At 43.9% G+C, this 17,979-nt stretch carries 15 protein-coding genes and 1 pseudogene; 2 read left to right on the top strand and 14 right to left on the bottom strand.

Annotated elements, in window-relative coordinates:
• Positions 1 to 76: 76 nt before the first annotated feature.
• The 6 genes and pseudogenes from SNE25_RS08940 to SNE25_RS08915 all read right to left on the bottom strand — a co-directional run bounded on the left by SNE25_RS08940 (position 77) and on the right by SNE25_RS08915 (position 4,204).
• Positions 77 to 1,186 carry a FecR family protein gene (locus tag SNE25_RS08940; protein ID WP_321564749.1) on the bottom strand — a complete coding sequence of 370 codons (1,110 nt, stop codon included), beginning with the start codon at positions 1,184 to 1,186 and terminating at the stop codon, positions 77 to 79.
• Positions 1,187 to 1,423: 237 nt separating this feature from the next.
• A complete protein-coding gene (locus SNE25_RS08935) occupies positions 1,424 to 1,588 on the bottom strand; it encodes a hypothetical protein (protein WP_321564748.1) in 165 nt (54 codons plus the stop codon).
• A gap of 560 nt (positions 1,589 to 2,148) precedes the next feature.
• A pseudogene (locus SNE25_RS31850) lies at positions 2,149 to 2,511 on the bottom strand (transposase); the annotation flags it as partial.
• A 133-nt stretch (positions 2,512 to 2,644) separates the two neighbouring features.
• Positions 2,645 to 3,157 carry a hypothetical protein gene (locus SNE25_RS08925; protein ID WP_321564746.1) on the bottom strand — a complete coding sequence of 171 codons (513 nt, stop codon included), beginning with the start codon at positions 3,155 to 3,157 and terminating at the stop codon, positions 2,645 to 2,647.
• A 4-nt stretch (positions 3,158 to 3,161) separates the two neighbouring features.
• Positions 3,162 to 3,827, bottom strand: a complete 666-nt coding sequence (locus SNE25_RS08920) for a hypothetical protein (RefSeq protein WP_321564745.1) — start codon at positions 3,825 to 3,827, stop codon at positions 3,162 to 3,164.
• A gap of 86 nt (positions 3,828 to 3,913) precedes the next feature.
• The gene (locus tag SNE25_RS08915) at positions 3,914 to 4,204 is read right to left on the bottom strand and encodes a hypothetical protein (RefSeq protein WP_321564744.1); all 291 of its coding nucleotides are present in this window, start codon (positions 4,202 to 4,204) and stop codon (positions 3,914 to 3,916) included.
• Positions 4,205 to 4,242: 38 nt separating this feature from the next.
• Here SNE25_RS08915 and SNE25_RS08910 point away from each other — a divergent pair, with 38 nt between their 5' ends.
• Positions 4,243 to 4,401 carry a helix-turn-helix domain-containing protein gene (locus SNE25_RS08910; RefSeq protein WP_321564743.1) on the top strand — a complete coding sequence of 53 codons (159 nt, stop codon included), beginning with the start codon at positions 4,243 to 4,245 and terminating at the stop codon, positions 4,399 to 4,401.
• 215 nt (positions 4,402 to 4,616) lie between these two features.
• Here the strand turns inward: SNE25_RS08910 and SNE25_RS08905 are convergent, their stop codons facing one another.
• The 6 genes from SNE25_RS08905 to SNE25_RS08880 form a co-directional block, all read right to left on the bottom strand.
• Positions 4,617 to 4,811, bottom strand: coding sequence for a hypothetical protein (locus SNE25_RS08905; RefSeq protein WP_321564742.1), 195 nt, complete (start codon positions 4,809 to 4,811; stop codon positions 4,617 to 4,619).
• Positions 4,808 to 5,575, bottom strand: a complete 768-nt coding sequence (locus SNE25_RS08900) for a hypothetical protein (protein ID WP_321564741.1) — start codon at positions 5,573 to 5,575, stop codon at positions 4,808 to 4,810. The genes SNE25_RS08905 and SNE25_RS08900 overlap by 4 nt, the downstream gene beginning before the upstream one ends.
• A gap of 1 nt (position 5,576) precedes the next feature.
• Entirely contained in the window at positions 5,577 to 9,113 is a 3,537-nt protein-coding gene (locus SNE25_RS08895; protein WP_321564740.1) for a DUF6443 domain-containing protein, read from the bottom strand.
• Positions 9,114 to 9,144: 31 nt separating this feature from the next.
• Positions 9,145 to 12,681: an RHS repeat domain-containing protein gene (locus SNE25_RS08890; protein WP_321564739.1), complete on the bottom strand. Its 3,537-nt coding sequence runs from the start codon at positions 12,679 to 12,681 to the stop codon at positions 9,145 to 9,147.
• A gap of 185 nt (positions 12,682 to 12,866) precedes the next feature.
• Entirely contained in the window at positions 12,867 to 13,976 is a 1,110-nt protein-coding gene (locus SNE25_RS08885; protein WP_321564738.1) for a hypothetical protein, read from the bottom strand.
• Between the two features lie 71 nt (positions 13,977 to 14,047).
• On the bottom strand, positions 14,048 to 15,196 hold the full coding sequence (locus SNE25_RS08880; RefSeq protein ID WP_321564737.1) for a hypothetical protein: 1,149 nt from the start codon (positions 15,194 to 15,196) through the stop codon (positions 14,048 to 14,050).
• 436 nt (positions 15,197 to 15,632) lie between these two features.
• Between SNE25_RS08880 and SNE25_RS08875 the strand changes: the two genes are divergently transcribed.
• Positions 15,633 to 16,223, top strand: a complete 591-nt coding sequence (locus SNE25_RS08875; RefSeq protein ID WP_321564736.1) for an integrase core domain-containing protein — start codon at positions 15,633 to 15,635, stop codon at positions 16,221 to 16,223.
• Positions 16,224 to 16,401: 178 nt separating this feature from the next.
• Here the strand turns inward: SNE25_RS08875 and SNE25_RS08870 are convergent, their stop codons facing one another.
• Both SNE25_RS08870 and SNE25_RS08865 read right to left on the bottom strand, forming a co-directional pair.
• Positions 16,402 to 17,556: a hypothetical protein gene (locus SNE25_RS08870; protein ID WP_321564735.1), complete on the bottom strand. Its 1,155-nt coding sequence runs from the start codon at positions 17,554 to 17,556 to the stop codon at positions 16,402 to 16,404.
• 283 nt (positions 17,557 to 17,839) lie between these two features.
• Entirely contained in the window at positions 17,840 to 17,977 is a 138-nt protein-coding gene (locus tag SNE25_RS08865) for a hypothetical protein (RefSeq protein WP_321564734.1), read from the bottom strand.
• Positions 17,978 to 17,979 lie beyond the last annotated feature (2 nt).

Genomic DNA, 17,979 nt, shown 5'->3' with positions numbered 1-17,979 from the left:
TGCCAGCTTAAGCCAGGTCACCGGGGTCGGACCCGGTTTCCTGGCTAATTAATTAACTGATTCTTATGGATTGGTTTTACTTCATTATGGTCACCCTCCTCCCTTCGACTCTAAAGTGTACTGTCTGTGTTGCCGCTAAGGCCATCAGCACCTTGCTGATATTCTTGGAGCGGGAGATCCTGCCTGTCAGTCTTTCATGGGAAAGAGGCCCTTCATAGCGGACATCGATCCCATACCACCTGGACAGCTCACGCATTACCTGCTCAACAGGAGTATTTTCAAACCGGAAATAACCATTTTTCCAGGCCGTAACCTGTTCGGTACTCACAGCGCTGACGATCATTTGACCTTTGCTCAAAAGCGCTTGCTCGCCAGGGATTAACTGTTTCGTTAGCGGGCTTCGTTCGCTGCTGACCACAACCCGGCCCTCCAAAAGGGTCGTCCTGGTAGATTGATCCTCCTTGAAGGCTTTAATATTGAAATGTGTTCCAAGAACTTTCACCTCCTGGCCAGCACTTTTGACGACAAAAGGGTGCGCCTTATCTTTGGAAACTTCAAAGTAAGCCTCTCCCTCCAGTTTAACCGTTCTCTGTTTTTGTCCTTCAAAAGTGTTGGGATAGGTGAGCGAAGATGAATTATTAAGCCAGACCTGCGTGCCATCCGGCAGCCGGAGCTGCCAGATGCCCCCTGCGGGAGTGGCTATCCTATCCTCCCCAGCCTGGCCATCCGTGTACCTATGGCCATCATCGAAGTATTCGAGTTGTCCGGGTGCCTTTTTGATAATACCGCGACCGGCCTCCAGGCGGCCGGTCGCCGCCTGGGCAAGATCGATCTTTTCGCCGTTTGCGAGTGTAAGCACTGCCCGGCTACCGCCGGGTAGTATGTTCTGGTGACTATCACCATCGGTCAGGTTCCCTTTGTGGAATACGACCTGGAGGACCAGGGAAACCATGACCAAAGTGACTGCGGCTGCCGCCATGAGAAAGCTGCCAGGCGATCTCCTTCCGTCGTCGCGAGGCAGATCCTGGAATATTTCCCGGCGCAACTGTTCGATCCGCTCATCAGGTGGTAATACGGCGTCCTCGCCGGTATCGAGGTACCAGGCTTCGAACATAGCTTTTTGTTTCTCGGTCAGCTTTCCCCGGATGTAGTTTCGGGACCACTCCTTTACTTCTTTCTTGTCCATATTCAGTAACCGGCATAGCCCGGTTTATAAGACACGACAGTTAACTCGGGCTTTACCGGAATAAAAATTTTTATTTTTTTAATCAGACGCGATTTTTCTTTTTAATGGACACTATTTCTACTTGTGATGGCTCATTGAACAATTCGATGATCATTTTTAATTCAGTTCCCGTTGATACTGGTGGTAGTAAGTAATGGTTTCGGTAAACAGGGAAGCAATAACATGGTGCGGCGTGGCTTAAAGACGTCTTCCGGCAGTTGCAGGTAAGGAGCGTAAGGTTTTTTTAACGCTGACAGGCTTTAACATCCACTGCACGTTTTTAAGCTGTTCCCGTACTTTCTTTTCTGCAAACTGATCTATCAGCCCCACGCTCATTTCGCGCTGGTAATCCATGATCTTCATATCCTACTCGGCAGTGCTGTCTGTGTATAGCAAAATAACAAAGCCCGGCTTGGCTGGGTGGATATCTGCACGTTATAAACAGGTTTAGGTTGACCGTTCAGCATATGATCTTCTTTCATCCGCATGAACGTGGCATCCGGGTCCGTCTTTGACATGCTGTTGCGCCCTGCCAATAACTTTTCCTGTTCATCATATTTGGCCAGGTTCTCCGGCCAATGCTTTTTTGCATAGTTCAGCTTTTGTTTTACTTTCCCCGCCACGTCTTCCTTATCCTCCAATGCCGCGTTGATCTTTGCGATGGTTTCCTTTACTTTCGCCGGGTTGATCTCGCTGTATTCCAGCGGTGCGGTGTCTTTGAGTTCTTCAGCAGCAATACTTTGCGCATAATCCCATAGTTCATCAAGCTGGGTTTTCATATTCTCTTTATTCACCTTGATGTTTTTGCCCCATACAAGGGTGTACTTGTTCGCCGCTGATTCTATCTTGGCACCATCAATAAAAACGGCCTCCTTCAACGATACGATACCTTCCTGTTGTAACAACAGTACGATCTGTGAGAATATCTGCTTTAGTACCCCTGATAGCTTTTCGCTACGGAAACGGTTGATCGTATTATGGTCAGGCTTCTTCATGCCCAATAGCCACATAAAGTGTACGTTTTGTGCCGCCTGGTCTTCCAGTTTACGTGAAAAATAAGTATTGGTCAGATAACCATAAACCAGCGGCTTCAGCATTAGCCGGGGATGAAAACTCGACGCGCCGCCGCCTTTGTACTTCCGGTTGAGTGGCTTGACATCGACCGCGTCAACCACCTGTTTAACTATCCGTACCGGATGACCTGACGGTACCAACTCTTCCAGTTTATACGGTAAAAACGTTAACTGGTCCGGATCATATGCCTTAAAGACTACCTTGCCTCCCATGTCTTTAAGATACACAAAAAAGCATCCTATAACAAAAGAAGCTGCCCTTTTGAAGACAGCCTCTTCTTTCAATTCATAGGGCTTGTAAGTTGTTATGTTAACTATAACTTAGGTACACGATCTGCTTTATACACTACTCTTTTCGGCGTATATAGTAAAGCTTGTTTGTCGCTGATGAATAAAGAAGAAAATATTGTTCTGTGTCGCTAATTGATATATAACTGTAGAAATTTCGGGGATTTAGTATCTCGTTTTTAAATGAGATGGCGCAATCGGAAGTATTAAGATTATTGGCCCCTATAGTGAATCTATACAGTTTTACAACATCTTTATTGATAGGACAGTTCTGCCATTTCCCAATAGTCGTTTCCTTGGTGACAGTACTATTCTCCCAATTACTAAACTGAGGGTAGTTATTATTAACCATGACGTCATCAACAGAATACACATAAAGCTCAAAAAAATCTCCACTTGTAGTAATGCCGATGAAGTCTTTTTTACAGACAAGTTTTGTTTTGCCATTGTATCCAACGAATATTTTTGCAAAATCAGCTTTATTTAATGGCTCGAAGGCAAGGTCATTATATATTAAATATAAGATTCCTGAAATTAATACAATAGATAATAGTTTTAACGCTTTTTTCATATCGTTATTTTTCAATTGGTACAGTCGCATGCCCATAACCCTTAATAACGAAATCTTTTCCGTCATTTGACCCGCCGGGTCTACCCGCCCAGGTAACAATATTTCTTAGTGGTCTATTTTTTTGCATGTCGAATTTATACGTATCTACCTTGTTTTCATTTCCAATCATCACAGCCCCTGTTTTTGAATCCAATAGGGTCAAATTTAACGATCTGTATACCTTCCCTGTAGTGGTCAAGCCGTCCTCGCCTCCTAAATTCCAAACAAAGTTTTTAGAAAATGTGCCACCATCTTGATTCCCGAATGATGCGGTAGTTACGCCCGGAAGATTTATTTTGCTCTCGTCTACAAATAATGGATCTTCAGATTTCCCCTTCCACCAAGCATCAGTCTCGGATTTGGTTAGAAAACCATCATAGTCAGGTCGATCTTTTAAGGTAACGGAGTTAGTGGCATATTTATTTGCAGCATCTTTACTATCAAATCCGTAATTGGGATCTCCCTCTTTATAGGTGCTATTTTTTACTGCCTCATTATGATTCATTCCCTGTTTAAAGTCCTTTTTCTTCATAACTATAGCTTGTCCCTGTAATCCCTTATCATCGGTGCCTAACAACGAGCCGTCTGTGCCATAAATGGGATTTGGTGCCATCCCATCTGGATCGACCATCCTAATCGGATTATTAAACCCATAATTATATGGTGATTACCTTCGCATCTTCTCCACCAACGGATCATCACTTGTCCACCTTGCAATTACTGGGTCGTAAAAGCGCGCGCCATAATCGTACTGGTTACTACACTTATTTCACGGTTTTCCAGGTTTTCTGTTTGCGCTTTTTGGGCGTTATAAAGAACGATTTGTACTGTAAAGATAAGCGTTGATTTTGCTTTTGCAAGGCCGAGGGGATGTTGGTTTTTCCGGTGGTGCCGGTGGATGATTAGCCCGTTTTTCATGGTGGTTACCGGGTTAAGCTGATCATCTGTTACCGCAAAGGTAGTCTCCGAAGTGAAAGCAGTAAAGGGACTTTCTCGGCATAAACCCACGCAGCCTTTTACACACCACCCATTTATTCCACGTTCCCTTGACAGCTCCCGCTTCTCCCGCTTTTGATTGCTTAACAAAAGATCACCTGAACTCCTATGTACCGATTGGCCGCTATGAGACAGGCAAGGCCAAGCCCGCAGCTGACATGCTTTCTAAGCTGGCTAAAGCATTAGATACTACGACCGATTACCTGTAAATGATGATGTGAACGATGCTTCAGTAACGGTGCAACTGACCGACCGGGAGTTGCTCAAACAGTTTAAAGAAGTGGAGTTATTTAGTCCGGAGGACAAACATCTTGTGAAGACATTTATCGATGCTTTTATCACCAAGAGGCATATTCAGGAACTTGTTAAGTAAAGACACTTATTAACGAGCAAAGCCCCTTTTCAGGGGCTTTGTCATTTGATATCAGTTTGTTTTTTTCTTTGGTTTTGTTGCTGGCTTTTTGCCTTTTGCACTGTCCGCAAACGCATAAGGGTTATGCTGCTTAGGGTCTTTCTTATGCTGCAAGTGATATGCGCGGTGAGCGCTGTCCTGTTTTGCTGTTTGCGCTCCTGCGGTACAAGCAATGCTTAGCAATATTATTAGGCTTAAGCTTTTCATCTTTTTATACCTTCAAAGTGGATTTTGTACGTATCAACATCATGTTTTGATTTAACAGGACGGCTATTTTTAGGTACCAAAATGGCTGGAGTAACATCCTTTGAACTATAAAACAGTTTGAAGTTATTAAAGTCATAACAACCGTTTGTTCCATCAAAATGTATAGCATTTATGCTTCCCTTACCATTCTCTTTTTGTAATATATAAACTACATAATCTGTACAATTATGTCCATTACAAAAAGTGTCTATTCCTTTTATCAGAACGATTTTATTTTTTGCTGGTTTGTAAACCTTTATGGTTGGGACGGTATTACCGCTACTCCAAATGTTGCTAATCTGGGTTAAAAAATCGTCTTCACTATTCAATGCATGCACTTTATTAAGTGATAGTTTTATGCCGTCTAAAAGGAAATAACTCGTGATGTATTTATAATCATCCCCTATGGAAAAGGAATTTCGAGTGTACACACCATTGGTATCTTTCAACTCCACATCATATTCCACATTGGTGTCACCAATTTTTTTTGCACACACAATTTTTATGATTTTACTTTTGGGATCGTAAGTGTGTTTATAGCCGAATGCGTACCCATCGATCGAAGGAATGACTTTAAGATTTTTATAGAGACCGTTGATAATAGAGCTACTATCAACGATCATGCTATAATTCGGTTTTTTACTATTATCGATTGTTGGCAAACTGCTTACTTCTCCGCTTTTAGCCAATGTAAAAAGCATACAGATTAAGATTATATTTTTCATGTTAATTCCCTGTTGAATAATGATTATGCTGCCCATCACCTCGCCAAGAGTCAGCTCCATTAACTAAGTCAACGCCAAAAGTAAACTGAATTACTGTAGATCTAACGGCAGTTTTGAAAGCGGACACGCTATTTCTGCCATCTACCGAGGTATTCATGAATTCACGATAATTATTCGTTGCAACGTTCCTTATCGGGAACTTGTGTCCTGGATATTTACCTTTCGAATCTGTATTTCTCCATGTTTCTGACATCTTCTTTTCCTCACTATCACCATTAAACATTACGTTATTCAGCATCACCATAATGCTTTGTTTATGTGATTTTGCCCTATTTACCATTGCGCTGGCAACTTTATCACTTTCCGTCTTACCAAGTCCCGGCGTTTCATTATATACATTAGCTGCAAAATGTTCAAGTTCTTTTTCACCAATGTCTAATTTTTGAACTGCACCAGACTTTTCAGCCGCAAGAGACTGTTCCTTTGTTAATTGGGTATCGTCTTTATTCTTTTGAACATAAACCTTATCGTCTTTTACACCATCATTACCAACGTGAGTTCCATTTAGATTATAAATATCACCCCACATACCGTCTGGGTCGATAAAACGCATTGGATTATTGAATACATAAGCGTAAGGTGACCACCTTCTTCCTTTCTCCGCCAACGGATCAACGGTTGTCCATCTTGCTATCACAGGGTCGTAGAAACGTGCACCGTAATCATATAATCCCAAGTTTTCCTGCAATTCCTTTCTATTATAAAGATAGTTATTTTTCACGCTTGGTATCGTACCCGATTTAATATCCATCCCGAAAGGATAATAATCGTCCGTTTGTACCAGCCTAGCCGTACCCGTGGCAGTGTCAAAGTTCACCCGGCTGTTACCCAAATGGTCTGCTAACGTGTATTCATAGTTATAGTTCGTACCTCCGTTCGGCAATGCCCTGCCTTCCTCTGTCTGAATAAAGCTGATCGTGCCGTTTTCATATTGGATGCCCCCTATGTAGTCGGTCCGGTCCGTGCCGATTACCCGGCTGAGCTTCTGCCCCGTGGCATCGTAGGTATACGTCGTGCTCTTGCCCGTGATCACCTGCGGCAGGTTCAGCAGGTTATACGTAATACTGGTGATACCTTTGCTGTTGTCTGATTTCAGGTTACCGTTGCCGTCATAGGTATAACTCGTCGTGCCCTGTTTTTGGCCCGCATCGCTCGTGGTCGCATCATTGACGCTGGCCAGTTTGACGCTATTTGTAGCATAAGTATAACTCAACTGATCAATCAATGAGCTGGTGCCATACCGCTTCAACGCTGTGATATTACCCATATTATCATAGGTAATACTATTTTCATTGTTACCCAGTGTCGAATTTCCTGAAGTCAGCCGGTTCAGCTGATCATAGCCATAAGTGTAGTTTTTATCCAGCGTTGATCCTGCTCCCCAGAACTGGTAGGCAATATTACCATTATACTGCTTGTTCGTTCCGGTATTGTAATACAATTGCTCGGAGAATAAAGGCGACGTGCTCTTCAGCAGCCAACCCCTTTCATTATACGCATAGGTGATATCCTGCCGGAACGTTACGCTATCCGTACTGTGCAGGTGTTTTTTATACAATTGGCCGATCTCATTATATTCCGCTTGGGAGATGAGTGTCCTTGTACCCGCCGGCTGCCCGGGATTAGTAAGCTGCTCCCAGGTACTCAATTTCCTGCCCATATGGTCATAACGATACTGGTTATCTACTGTTACTGCTAATTGTTTGGCCGTACCTGCCGTAGTCTTGGTATAATGTTGGCGACGGACACTGTCCGGCTTATTGGTAAAATTATAGCTCGTATTGACCACGTCGTAGTTATAAGGGCTCACCGTCCCGCCCAAATCATGCTGCTGGTAGGATACGGTGTTCCGGCCCTGATCGTCATAATAATGTGCTGTCCAGAGATAATCCGGGGTCGCGCTGGTAATGGTATTGAGCACCGCTGTCCTGGTCGCTGTCAGCAGTCCCCGTGTCATTGTACTGTTCCCCGTTACCACAAAGTCCCCCGGAATATTCGGAATGCCACTATAGTCATCATAATAGTTCACCGTCAATGTCTTGCTCAGTGCGGGATAGCTCGTGATGGTATACCCGGTCGTATTATCTGCGGTATTCCTAATATCCCACTGGCTCCCTCCATAGATGCTGCCCTGCAAGGTGGTTAAAGGAATAACCGAGCCCGCGTTCCATAGCCCGGTAATGATCACCCGGCCAAGCGCATCATATTTAGTTGTTGTCCACTGGTTGGCCGTTCTTTGGGTACTATCCTGGGTGAGTACCGGTTGGTCCAGTTTATTATAGACTGTAAACTCCCAGCCTTTTCCGGGGATCTTTTTTTGTGTCAGCCGGTTTCGCTCATCATAACGGTAACTATAACCCAGGCTACTCACTGTAGTGGGGACACCTGTTCCGTCAGGGTTGGTTCCCGGAGGAAGCACATAGGCCAGGTTCCCCAATTCATCGTATACATAATACGTCGACAAGATCTGTAGTGTCGTCCCGGTATAGTTGAATGTACGTTTGAGTACCACGTGCCCTTCCTTATCCTTATATTCTTCCGTCGTACCTCCCCGGCCGCTCTTCCAGTTCTCATCCTTGCTTATGGTTACATACAGCTGACCGGCCGGGTAATTGCCCGCGGCTCCGGCTGCCCTTGTTAAGCTCCGGCTGCCATTAGCATTAGCTGTGGCAATATACATCGCTGCCAATCTTGTGTTCCCGGTATCCGTCAGCGCATTGATATTGTTTATCGTGTATACCTGTTTGACCGTATGACCTGCGGCAGGCTGCCAGTCCGCGCCTTGCGCCCCCTGTTCGATTATCCGGTTCAGCGGGGAAGGTTCAAAGACCGTTTGGGCAAATGTCGGCGAAGTTCCGCCGACTGCAGGAATGACCACGACGCCCGGTGCCTTCCAGGTACTTCCAGAAGGGCTGATATAAAACGAGGACTGGTCCGCCATTGCGGTTCCCTTATAGCTTCCGTTGCTGCTGCTTGAGACCGCGGCATAGGGGAGATATTTTATAGCTTCCCTACCGTAAGGATCATACGCCACAGGCTGCACGATATCGCGCCCGTCCGGGGAGCCTTTGATCTGTATGGATTGTAAAGGCCGTCCCAAACCGTCAAAATAGGTTACGCTCTGCATCAGCTCGCAGGTGCTTCGGTTTGCGAAGCTTCCCGTGTTTACCCCGGACCCGTTACTGGTAAAACCTCCGATAAGGGGTACCGAGGTCAGGATATAATTTTGGTTTACGCTAAGGCTCAGATTCAGCGGCTGACAATCTATACTCTGGATATAGGCATGAAAGCTATTCCCCGCTGTAGCTGTAAAACTAAAGTTCGGACTTAACGTGATGCTGCTGGTGCTATAATATTCTCCTGCCGAGGGTGTACCTGTCATTGGCGTAGTTACCTCTGTTTGTGCCACTGCACCTAAGGTCCAGAGTAATATACTCCATACAGCAAGCAGGTATTTATAATGATGATTGATGATCATATGATGAAGGTTCTTTAGGTTATTGATCTGCTTATTGTCCCTGGTAATGATAGTCTACATGTTTCACGATGTTCCCATCCTGGTCCCTTACATCACGCAATCGCTGGAAACCATCATACTCATAGTAGCTGACCTGGTTTTTTGCATCGGTTAAACTTGTCACTCCGACTAACGGGTCATAAGTATAGGTCGTCATCTGTCCGCCTGCCGGATACAACCTAAGCTCGTCAATATTGCCGGTTCCCGACACTGTAACCGTAGAAACTCCGGTTATTTGGTGTTCATAGTAGGTCCAGCCTTTATTCGTAGCTCCTTTTACCGGGTAACCGCTCATGGTTCCTGCAATAGTTAAGGGGCCGGTGTTTGTTGTCCAGTAGGATACGATATAGTTGTTCGTTGCCGTCAGACCGGATTTGCTGATGGAACCGTTGCCCAGATTATAGGCGTTTGCGCCGCTTAGAGCGTTTGTGGTGACTCTTGTTGCAGATGCCACGCTCCAGTGTCCCATACCATCTGCCTCAAAACTGGTATAGGCCACCGACAGGGAATCCGCGTTGCTCACCTGCGCAATGGGGGACACTCTTTTATAATCCCAGATAATGGAGACAGGCGGTTTATCCGTTACCGTGTATTGCGAAACATTGCCCACATGATCATAGCCGTCAAAATTAATCAGCTGCCGGTAACGGCTGTCCTGGCTGATGGTATTACCACTGACCATCATCCCCTGAAAGTCGTTCACGGGTTTGACAACATCCAGCTTGTACATTTTATCAGGCACGACCGTTCCGGTGTTTAACTGTTTATACTTGGTAAAGGATGCGGCATCAACAAGTCCGGTCGCCACTCCGCGGTAAAAGATGCTGTCCCGTTTTTCGATCGTTTCAGCAAGCATATTGCGCCGGATCAGCGTATCCAGGATCGTATTGTTGGTCAGCCCTCCTGAAACGATATAATCCTGCGGATAGGTGACTTTGCTCACGTGTTTGTTTCCCCTGCTATCCGTAGTAACCTGGCGGGTTAGTTGATAATGCACCGGGTTGTCGTAAAACATTTTACTGCTGCTCACTATATATTTAGTGGTATCATTATCGTAGGTGATCTCCTGGGTAGAATCCTGCAGCACACGTTCTGACTTGATCGATGGAAAAAACTCTGCTATTCCGGCATTGGTTGTTCCCGTTTGTCCATCACAATTGCCCGTTGATCCCCCTTGCTTATCACGATATTTTGCGCTGTAGTAAACTATCCGGTTAGTTACATGTGCGTAATTATGTGATTCGTTGACTTTGAAATACTGGCCACCCGTATTTCGGTAAGTTATTTTTGATAATAATGACCCATTGAGATTGTCGCCCATATTGGGAATACCCGGATATCTTAGTCCTCCGTAATTTATAAGCGAATCAATGTTATTGACATAATTGTAAACAATCTTACCGTTATCAAGGCTGTTCAGCGGATTAATGGTAAATTCAGTGACCTGACTGTAACCGACAATATTTCCCTGTATCGCACTGGTCAAATTCGTGTTACTACTGCTGTACAATACCAACCCCAAACAAGATCCTCCCTCCGATGTGGCAGCGAGCTCTTTATGAACATAAGAAGGAGTAGACATGAGTTTGCCATAAGTGTATTGACCAGATGATCCATAGTGATAATCCCAGGCCCTTTTCTTTGCAACTACTCCTGATGAAGTGTAATCCGTAAGCGTATGGACTCTTAGTCCTCCGCCGGTAAGCGTGGGATTGTTGTTGTTTACCGCCGTTTTGGAAGCCTGGAACTGCACCGTCACATGAATCTCTGAAAAGTCGGCAGGTGGGATAGCGGAAGAATCATAATAAGCAGTCCACTGATAGGGAACATTAACCGGTGCCTGAATATTTAGCGGAATGGCAATACTACAGACAGGCCCTCCGCAGGTCAGGTTTGAACTGGATAAATCAATATGTTGTCCGACAAATTCAAAATAGCAGCGGTTATAGCCAGCCCTGTCCTGATAAGGCCAGCCAGTGCTGTAATTAGATACGAAAGCCACTGTTAACGTCGCATTAGTGCCGGATTGGCCATTAGGGATTATCGGAAATATCTTACTGAAGTCGATCGTCCCGCTGCTTGAGGATCTGATATTTAATACGGTATCGACAGTTGTAAGTACCACATTTGGATTTTCCTGCTGCTGACCCAGGGTAGATTGGCGCTCATCATAAGTATTTGGTTCATAATCGATCACAGAACTCCCGCCTGTCGGATACGTTATTTTTTGCAAGGCGTAAACCTGTTGTACTCCGAAAGGTGAAGGCTCTCTGTTAGCACCGTTGAATGTAAAAATCTGAGACTGTATAGAAGGCGACTCAAATAACACATTTACACTTGGTATCAATATGGTATTTCCCGCTCCATTATAAAAACCCCAGTGATCTATACTATAGGAATGTTTACTGTAGTCTCCATTCGTTGGCAGATTATAATCAAATGCATAAGGTTTAAGTGAATTGCTTCCGGAAATTTCCTTGATACTATCTAATCTCAACCGCTCTGATCCACTTGTATTAGGATTAAAATAGGAATAATATAAATCACGTTCATTTAAATATTTTAAGCCTGAGTTTGTTTTAGCGTATAGTTTTATTGCATTTAACTTGTTGGCACCTGCCAGGTCAGTACGGCTGAAATCAGATACAAACTGCAACTGCCCCGTCGGGAAGTCAATGGTCTTCAGCGTAATATTCTGATAATTTGTAGCAGCCGCGTTACTGTTAATCAGGCTCTCGGTGCAAAAGTAATTGTATAACTGATAGTTGGCAGGTATAGTTGTAGTGGTACCACTGGCTTCATATAAGAACTGAATGGTTTCATTCTGCTGGGTTACGATTTTTGACAGGTGCCAGGAACTGGGGCTTAATTGGGCAAGTGTAGCCGAACCTACCCTTTCAATATCATTAAAGTAGAATTTGTTCCCTTCCTCATCTGTAATGACAAATGTGCAGGTTGTTTGATCCTGGGTATTTTGAATAAACTGAACTTTGATATTATCCTGCTTTTCCAGGACAATCCGCTTATCACGGGTTATGATGAATTTCCCGGATTTACCCGCAAAATTATAACTATAAGTATCCGGCTCCAGGTCATAAATATAATCGTTAAGACCGCCACCGAAAGGCGTCAAAAAGTTATATCCAACTCCCAGCCCAGGGCCAAAATTTACCATGTAACTGCAATCAAATTTCGTGATATATTTATTTACATTGATTTCAAGCGGCTCATTGAGATGGTTATTTGCCGGCTGATATTCTGAAAGATCTCCGGCGGGCTGGGGTACATCAGTGCCAAAATATTTCCCTCCCATATCATCCTTATCGTTGATCGTTCTGGAAATCATCCCCCCGGCATTAAGTGCCCAGCCTAATCCGGTACTGCCTGCTTCTTCCGCTAATCTTATCCCTCCTGTATGATAGGCTAAGCTGATGGGGACCTCGATCCCTTTTGTTTTAATGGTATAAATGGGAACCGAAACATCCGCTGTCCCTGTATAAGGACTAACCGGGACATCAACGAACTTCATCAATGTCGCAGCATTTGGCGAAGGGGGGATTACATTAGGTATGTAAGAAGGTGGTGGCGTTTGTCCTTTTGCTTGCTGTTGAGAAATCATACAAGCAGCAATGCAGATTATTATTAACCAAAAATATTTCATAGCAATATTAGTAATTTAGGTTTATTGGTAATTGGTTTAATCAGCTCCGCATTTTATTGCTGCTTGTCCTGAAGTACTTTGGAAAGCGAGTCCAGTCGTGTTTTCAGTTCACTGATCTGAGCGGTCAACACCTTGTTGGTCTGTTCCTGTTCTGTTTTCTCTTTATCTTTCTCGATCAGATACAAGGTCAACTCTTCCACTTTCTTCATCAACAGTTTATTCATCTCGCCAAGGTTCAATCCGTCTTTGGCTATTTCCTGCTCTGATGGAATTTCCGGTAAATGTTGATTTTGATCAATGTAGGCTTTGACATCTGTTAATGATGGTAATTGATAATCCTTTTTAAAAACATAGTCCGGCCAGTTGGTCGTTTCTACTTTGATCTGTTTGGCTCGTACCACACCAGCAGGAGTAATACTAAAAGCAATATTACTTTTGATATCCAGATCGGCGAGTGTTTGAACGCCCGCACCATTGGAAGCAATGGGAGCCATATAGATGTTGCCAAATACGTCACTGTAAATAACTCCGCCGCCATTGTTCACTCCATTACCTGCAACGGTCCAACCCGTACTCGCTCGCGCTGCATTAAAACCTATATAGCTGGTCCCATAATGTAAATTGGCGCTGTTGGCACTGCCAAATGATAATGCAACCGACCCGTTTCCTATCTGAAAGTCAGCAATTGGTGCTGGTGCTCCGATACCCACGTTACCCGATGAAGTTATCGTCATCTGTTCGACAAGCGCATCGGACAGATTTCCTGTAAAAAAGGAGAGTTTGCCGGGAATATAAGTATTGCCCGCTGTTCCGTCCTGTCTGCCTACAATACGGGCACCATACCCAATCACATTACCGGCAGTTACGCCCATGAAATCGACGGTACCGAAGCCGTCGCCAAGGGCTGTGGTCGTAAATGTCCCCACGGTAGTTCCTCTTGATTTGACCAGCCGCAGATAGCCACCAGCACCTCCATTATCGTCAAATCCCTGGATACTGACAATGGCTCCTGTATTTCCGGTACCGATATGTTGCACATCCAGTGAGGTTTGTGGGTTTGAGGTTCCAATGCCAACATTGCCGGTCGCTGGGAAAGAGTTCTGCGAGTACCCATCATAACTGGCTAATAATATGATTCCGATGATTAAGTAAAAAAATTTCATAATAGGGTTAAGATTATTTGTTTCTTCAGTTGGTTAAGGTGTAGAAATCTATTTGCGTATGGATTATGGCTTTATTCATTTTTTGAATGAACCAATTGATTTAGCCGTTCCTCCAGATGTTTAATTCGTGCTTCCTGTAACTGTGCTTGTTTCGCGGTTTCTTCTTTTTGTTCCAGTAAATACAAAGTCAGCTCTTCCACTTTTTTCACCAGTACTTTATTCATCTCTCCCAGATCAAGTCCTTTTTTGACTATTTCCTGCTCTGATGGAATTTCTGGTAAGTGCTGGTGTTGATCGATATAGGTTTTAACTGCTGCTAATGAAGGAAGCTTATAATCTCTTTTGAATACATAATCCGGCCAATCTGAATTCAGTTTAACCGTAACCGCAGTGGCGATGACGCCACCGTTGACCGCCAATTTATATCCTTTAGTATCTATAACTCCTACGCCGACATTCCCCTTGTTTATTGACAGGTAGGTATTTGCTGCATTGCCCCAGGATTGAATATCTTTATAAGGGTTCCGTTCCCACCAGGTCTTGGTATCTGTTTGAGGACTCCCGAACGAACCGTCAACAGCTATGCCGTCATGCAGATTGGTTGACGTCCAATCACTGCCAGCAGAATTCCTCACCAGCCATATGTTATTTTTAAACGTATTTGAGGCTCCCCCTCTGCCGCTAACAGAGCTTAATAAAACGGAATCCTTAGGGCTACCGCCTAATACCGATGAAGCATATACCGTTAATTTGGCCCAGGGATCATTGGTTCCAACACCGACATTACCCGTTTCATCAATAGTCAGTCTCTTGGCGCCGGCCGTAATCAGGCTCAGCGAAATATGATTTGCCCAAGCGCTGCTACTTTCCACCATTATTCCCCCCATCTTATTTGATTCCTGGGTGTTCCCTTCATTGGAAAGTTTGAATAACATTCCGAGCTGCCTGGAAAGCGCCCCCGAGCCGATCCCGGTATGTCGGAGCGTTATCATCTCTGAATAAGCAGCGGCACCATCTGTGCCGGTTAGGATTTCCAGCTTAGGGATCGCTGAAGGAAACAAGACCGACGAGGCATTGATTATCGTCGGGGACGTTAGACCGATCTGCACATTACCGGACGTCGGATTTGTTGAGATGTTGGTTCCGCTAAGTGTCCATTGGGCACGAGCTGATTGTAAAAAGATAAGGATCGTTACAATGGTTAAATAACCTTTTTTCATGATATGGTTCGAACTTCAGTTGTAATTAGGCAAAGTTTTCGGTCGCAACGCAGAAACAAAGAGATAATACCAGCACGATGATACTGTTAATATTCGTTGAATTACTGTACTGTTAAACTGGGATGTATGTGTTAAAGCTGGCTTCTTCGATGAAGAGTCGGATTAAATAGTAAGCCTCGATGAAGATGTTTTTTGGGAAGTTTGTCAGGTGATAAGGTCATCATATTAAGTCTGTTAGGTTTCCTCAAATATAATTATTTATAATTCCAAACAAATACTTTAATAAAATAATCATATCTAATTGTTAGTATTCTTCAGCTAGCCGCATGCGAACAGAGCAAACCGTCTGTGAAGGGAAAGCTACGATAAGTTGTTGGAGTTGTCCGAGCGACATCCAACTGAGGGGCAGGATCTGTATTTGTACTTATTGTTGGGCATGAACAAGCGACGTAAAGTTCGCAGACGTGTGCCAGCCAGGGTTAAAGTGCCATGGAGCGTACCTAATCAGGCTGGCGGTACCTGGTCTATAGACTTCATGTGTGATGTGCTGATGAACAAAAGAAGGTTCCGAACACCAAATATCATCGATGACTATAATCGGGAAGCTATCGCTGTGGAAGCAGCTTATACGATGCCTGCCATGCGGAAAACTGAGATCCTGGAACGAACCATTCATGAACGAGGTAAGCCAAGTTGCATCAGGGTAGATAATGGACCTGAGTTTATCAGTGAGGAATTCAAGGATTGGTGTGAAAGCAAGGGTATAAAAGTACAGTACACGCAGCCGGGAAAGCCCATGCAGAATGGTTACATCGAACGGTTCAATAGGACGTTCCGCGAGAATCTACTGGACGCTTACCTATCCAGAGATATTAACCAAGTACAGGTTTTAGCTGATGAATGGATGGAAGATTACAATTACAATAGACCGCATGAAGCATTGGGAGGTATAACGCCAGACCTGTACAAGCGGCTAAACTGTGGAGATACCAGAAACGCTGTCGAGTTTCCAGCATCACCACAGTGACAACAACAATAACTATATTTTTGAACTAAATAAGTCTATAAAATATCGGTTCGAACAAAGGTAGGATTACAATTATCGCACAAGCAACGAATAGGAGAACTTTTAGAAAGCCCAAGGCTTATTAGTCAAAAGCAATTCTACAATCGGAGTAGGTGGCGATCAGTGTGGTGATGATGTCTTAATTAAAGTTTTCATTTAGCCAATTGATCATACTGATCAGCAGGCTCTTCAATTTTTGAGCAGTCGCATATTCAATTTCGGTCGATTTCTTTTGCAGGCTTTGCGGAGAAATACTATCTGTTTGCGGTGTATAAAAGTGCGTAGCGTAAAAGTTGAACAATTTCCCAACATTGTCTTTCAAAAGAATTCCCTTCTCCAACTGCAATCGGATGAATAGACCTAATTGCGCAACTGACATATTGATCTTTATTCGCCGTGCCAGCTTTACCAATTCATTTTCTTGTAACCTGGCCCTTCGCAAGTTAATCAGGTCCATAACCATTTGTCTTTTTTCCTGAAGGTATCGGCCAAGTTCAACGTTTAAGGATTCGTCACTAAGCAGCAGGCCGGCTTGATGACGAACCCTTAAATTGGACAAACGATCTTGTTCCATGATAAGTAATTCCATTTGTTCATATAAACCAGGCTCTTCATCAAGCAATTGATCCCACTCATGTATCCAATAGGTAAAAAACTCAGGCGGATTAAAGTTGTAGTGAAACAGTGTCTTTTTCAATGTTGGGATATCAGTTATGGATAACGCCAATACAGCAATCATCAGCTGGGTTAAATACTCATGCTCCCGCCTGGTAAGGGACGGCCTCCGGATATACCCTTTAATGGTTTTTATCAGCATGGTAGAAAGGGGATGGTCAATATTAAAGTTGGTTAGATGCTTTTCCAACTGTTGATATTTGAATTTTAACGTCTGTTTAGCCGATGGCAGCTCGATTATTAGAAAAGGTGCTAAATGGAAAGCCATTGGATCAAAACCTGATAGCAATTCAATAAACGTTTGAAGATCGCGACTGATGCCTTGATAAAATAACTTGATTCGTTTGGCATCATGACTCCTTTGCCAGATTTTGCCATTCCGCGTCAGATAAACACACACCAGATCCGCTAACGTTATAAGCCCGGTGAGCAAGGCTACATTGTGGTCATTATTGACTGTTAAATGATCTGTAAAATCCTTCCTGATGATTTCGCGTTCATTTGACCACAGTGAATGCCAGTGCTCCAAAGATGCAGGTAAAACTTCCTGTTCCATCAGATGATTCGGTTGAATATGCTTAATAATAAATTCCTGCAGTTTACTTAAAACTCTTTCCATTTTGCCTTTACTTTAATTCATGCACAATAGATTGCTTCAATCCAGACGTAACAAAGGTCGTGGCTACCAGGCGTTAAGACAATACGTAAAATGGAGATATTATTTACGCCAAATTACCTAATACAAATTTGATGGTTGGAAAAGGTGCTTAATTCCGATATTTCAGGAAACGCGATCAGGCTATCCCTTGCGCATTAGCCCAATGAGTCTTGTGATGAAACAAAGATTTCAGCTCTTATAAAAGCAAGTCAGCCACCTTAACAAGTAACAGAACGATCTGCCCCTATTTCCGCAACAGGCGATCAATGGCTATGCCATTGCTATCCATGTGAGCAACGGAATTATTATTCCTATTGACCGACAATACCGGGAACAATTGATGGCCAACCTGAACAAACTGCTCGTCAGTTGCGGCTGACACTT

It is taken from the genome of Mucilaginibacter sabulilitoris, assembly GCF_034262375.1.
GTDB classification, from domain to species: domain Bacteria; phylum Bacteroidota; class Bacteroidia; order Sphingobacteriales; family Sphingobacteriaceae; genus Mucilaginibacter; species Mucilaginibacter sabulilitoris.
Note: the sequence above shows the minus strand (reverse complement) of the source record. Positions and strands in the feature narration are given on the sequence as shown.

Excerpts from the sequence above, each read along its gene's own strand:
- SNE25_RS08940 (WP_321564749.1), bottom strand. The coding sequence starts at position 1,186 with ATGGACAAGAAAGAAGTAAAGGAGTGGTCCCGAAACTACATCCGGGGA.
- SNE25_RS08935 (WP_321564748.1), bottom strand. The coding sequence starts at position 1,588 with ATGAAGATCATGGATTACCAGCGCGAAATGAGCGTGGGGCTGATAGAT.
- SNE25_RS08925 (WP_321564746.1), bottom strand. The coding sequence starts at position 3,157 with ATGAAAAAAGCGTTAAAACTATTATCTATTGTATTAATTTCAGGAATC.
- SNE25_RS08920 (WP_321564745.1), bottom strand. The coding sequence starts at position 3,827 with ATGGTCGATCCAGATGGGATGGCACCAAATCCCATTTATGGCACAGAC.
- SNE25_RS08905 (WP_321564742.1), bottom strand. The coding sequence starts at position 4,811 with ATGAAAAGCTTAAGCCTAATAATATTGCTAAGCATTGCTTGTACCGCA.
- SNE25_RS08900 (WP_321564741.1), bottom strand. The coding sequence starts at position 5,575 with ATGAAAAATATAATCTTAATCTGTATGCTTTTTACATTGGCTAAAAGC.
- SNE25_RS08895 (WP_321564740.1), bottom strand. The coding sequence starts at position 9,113 with ATGATCATCAATCATCATTATAAATACCTGCTTGCTGTATGGAGTATA.
- SNE25_RS08890 (WP_321564739.1), bottom strand. The coding sequence starts at position 12,681 with ATGAAGTTCGTTGATGTCCCGGTTAGTCCTTATACAGGGACAGCGGAT.
- SNE25_RS08885 (WP_321564738.1), bottom strand. The coding sequence starts at position 13,976 with ATGAAATTTTTTTACTTAATCATCGGAATCATATTATTAGCCAGTTAT.
- SNE25_RS08880 (WP_321564737.1), bottom strand. The coding sequence starts at position 15,196 with ATGAAAAAAGGTTATTTAACCATTGTAACGATCCTTATCTTTTTACAA.
- SNE25_RS08875 (WP_321564736.1), top strand. The coding sequence starts at position 15,633 with ATGAACAAGCGACGTAAAGTTCGCAGACGTGTGCCAGCCAGGGTTAAA.
- SNE25_RS08870 (WP_321564735.1), bottom strand. The coding sequence starts at position 17,556 with ATGGAAAGAGTTTTAAGTAAACTGCAGGAATTTATTATTAAGCATATT.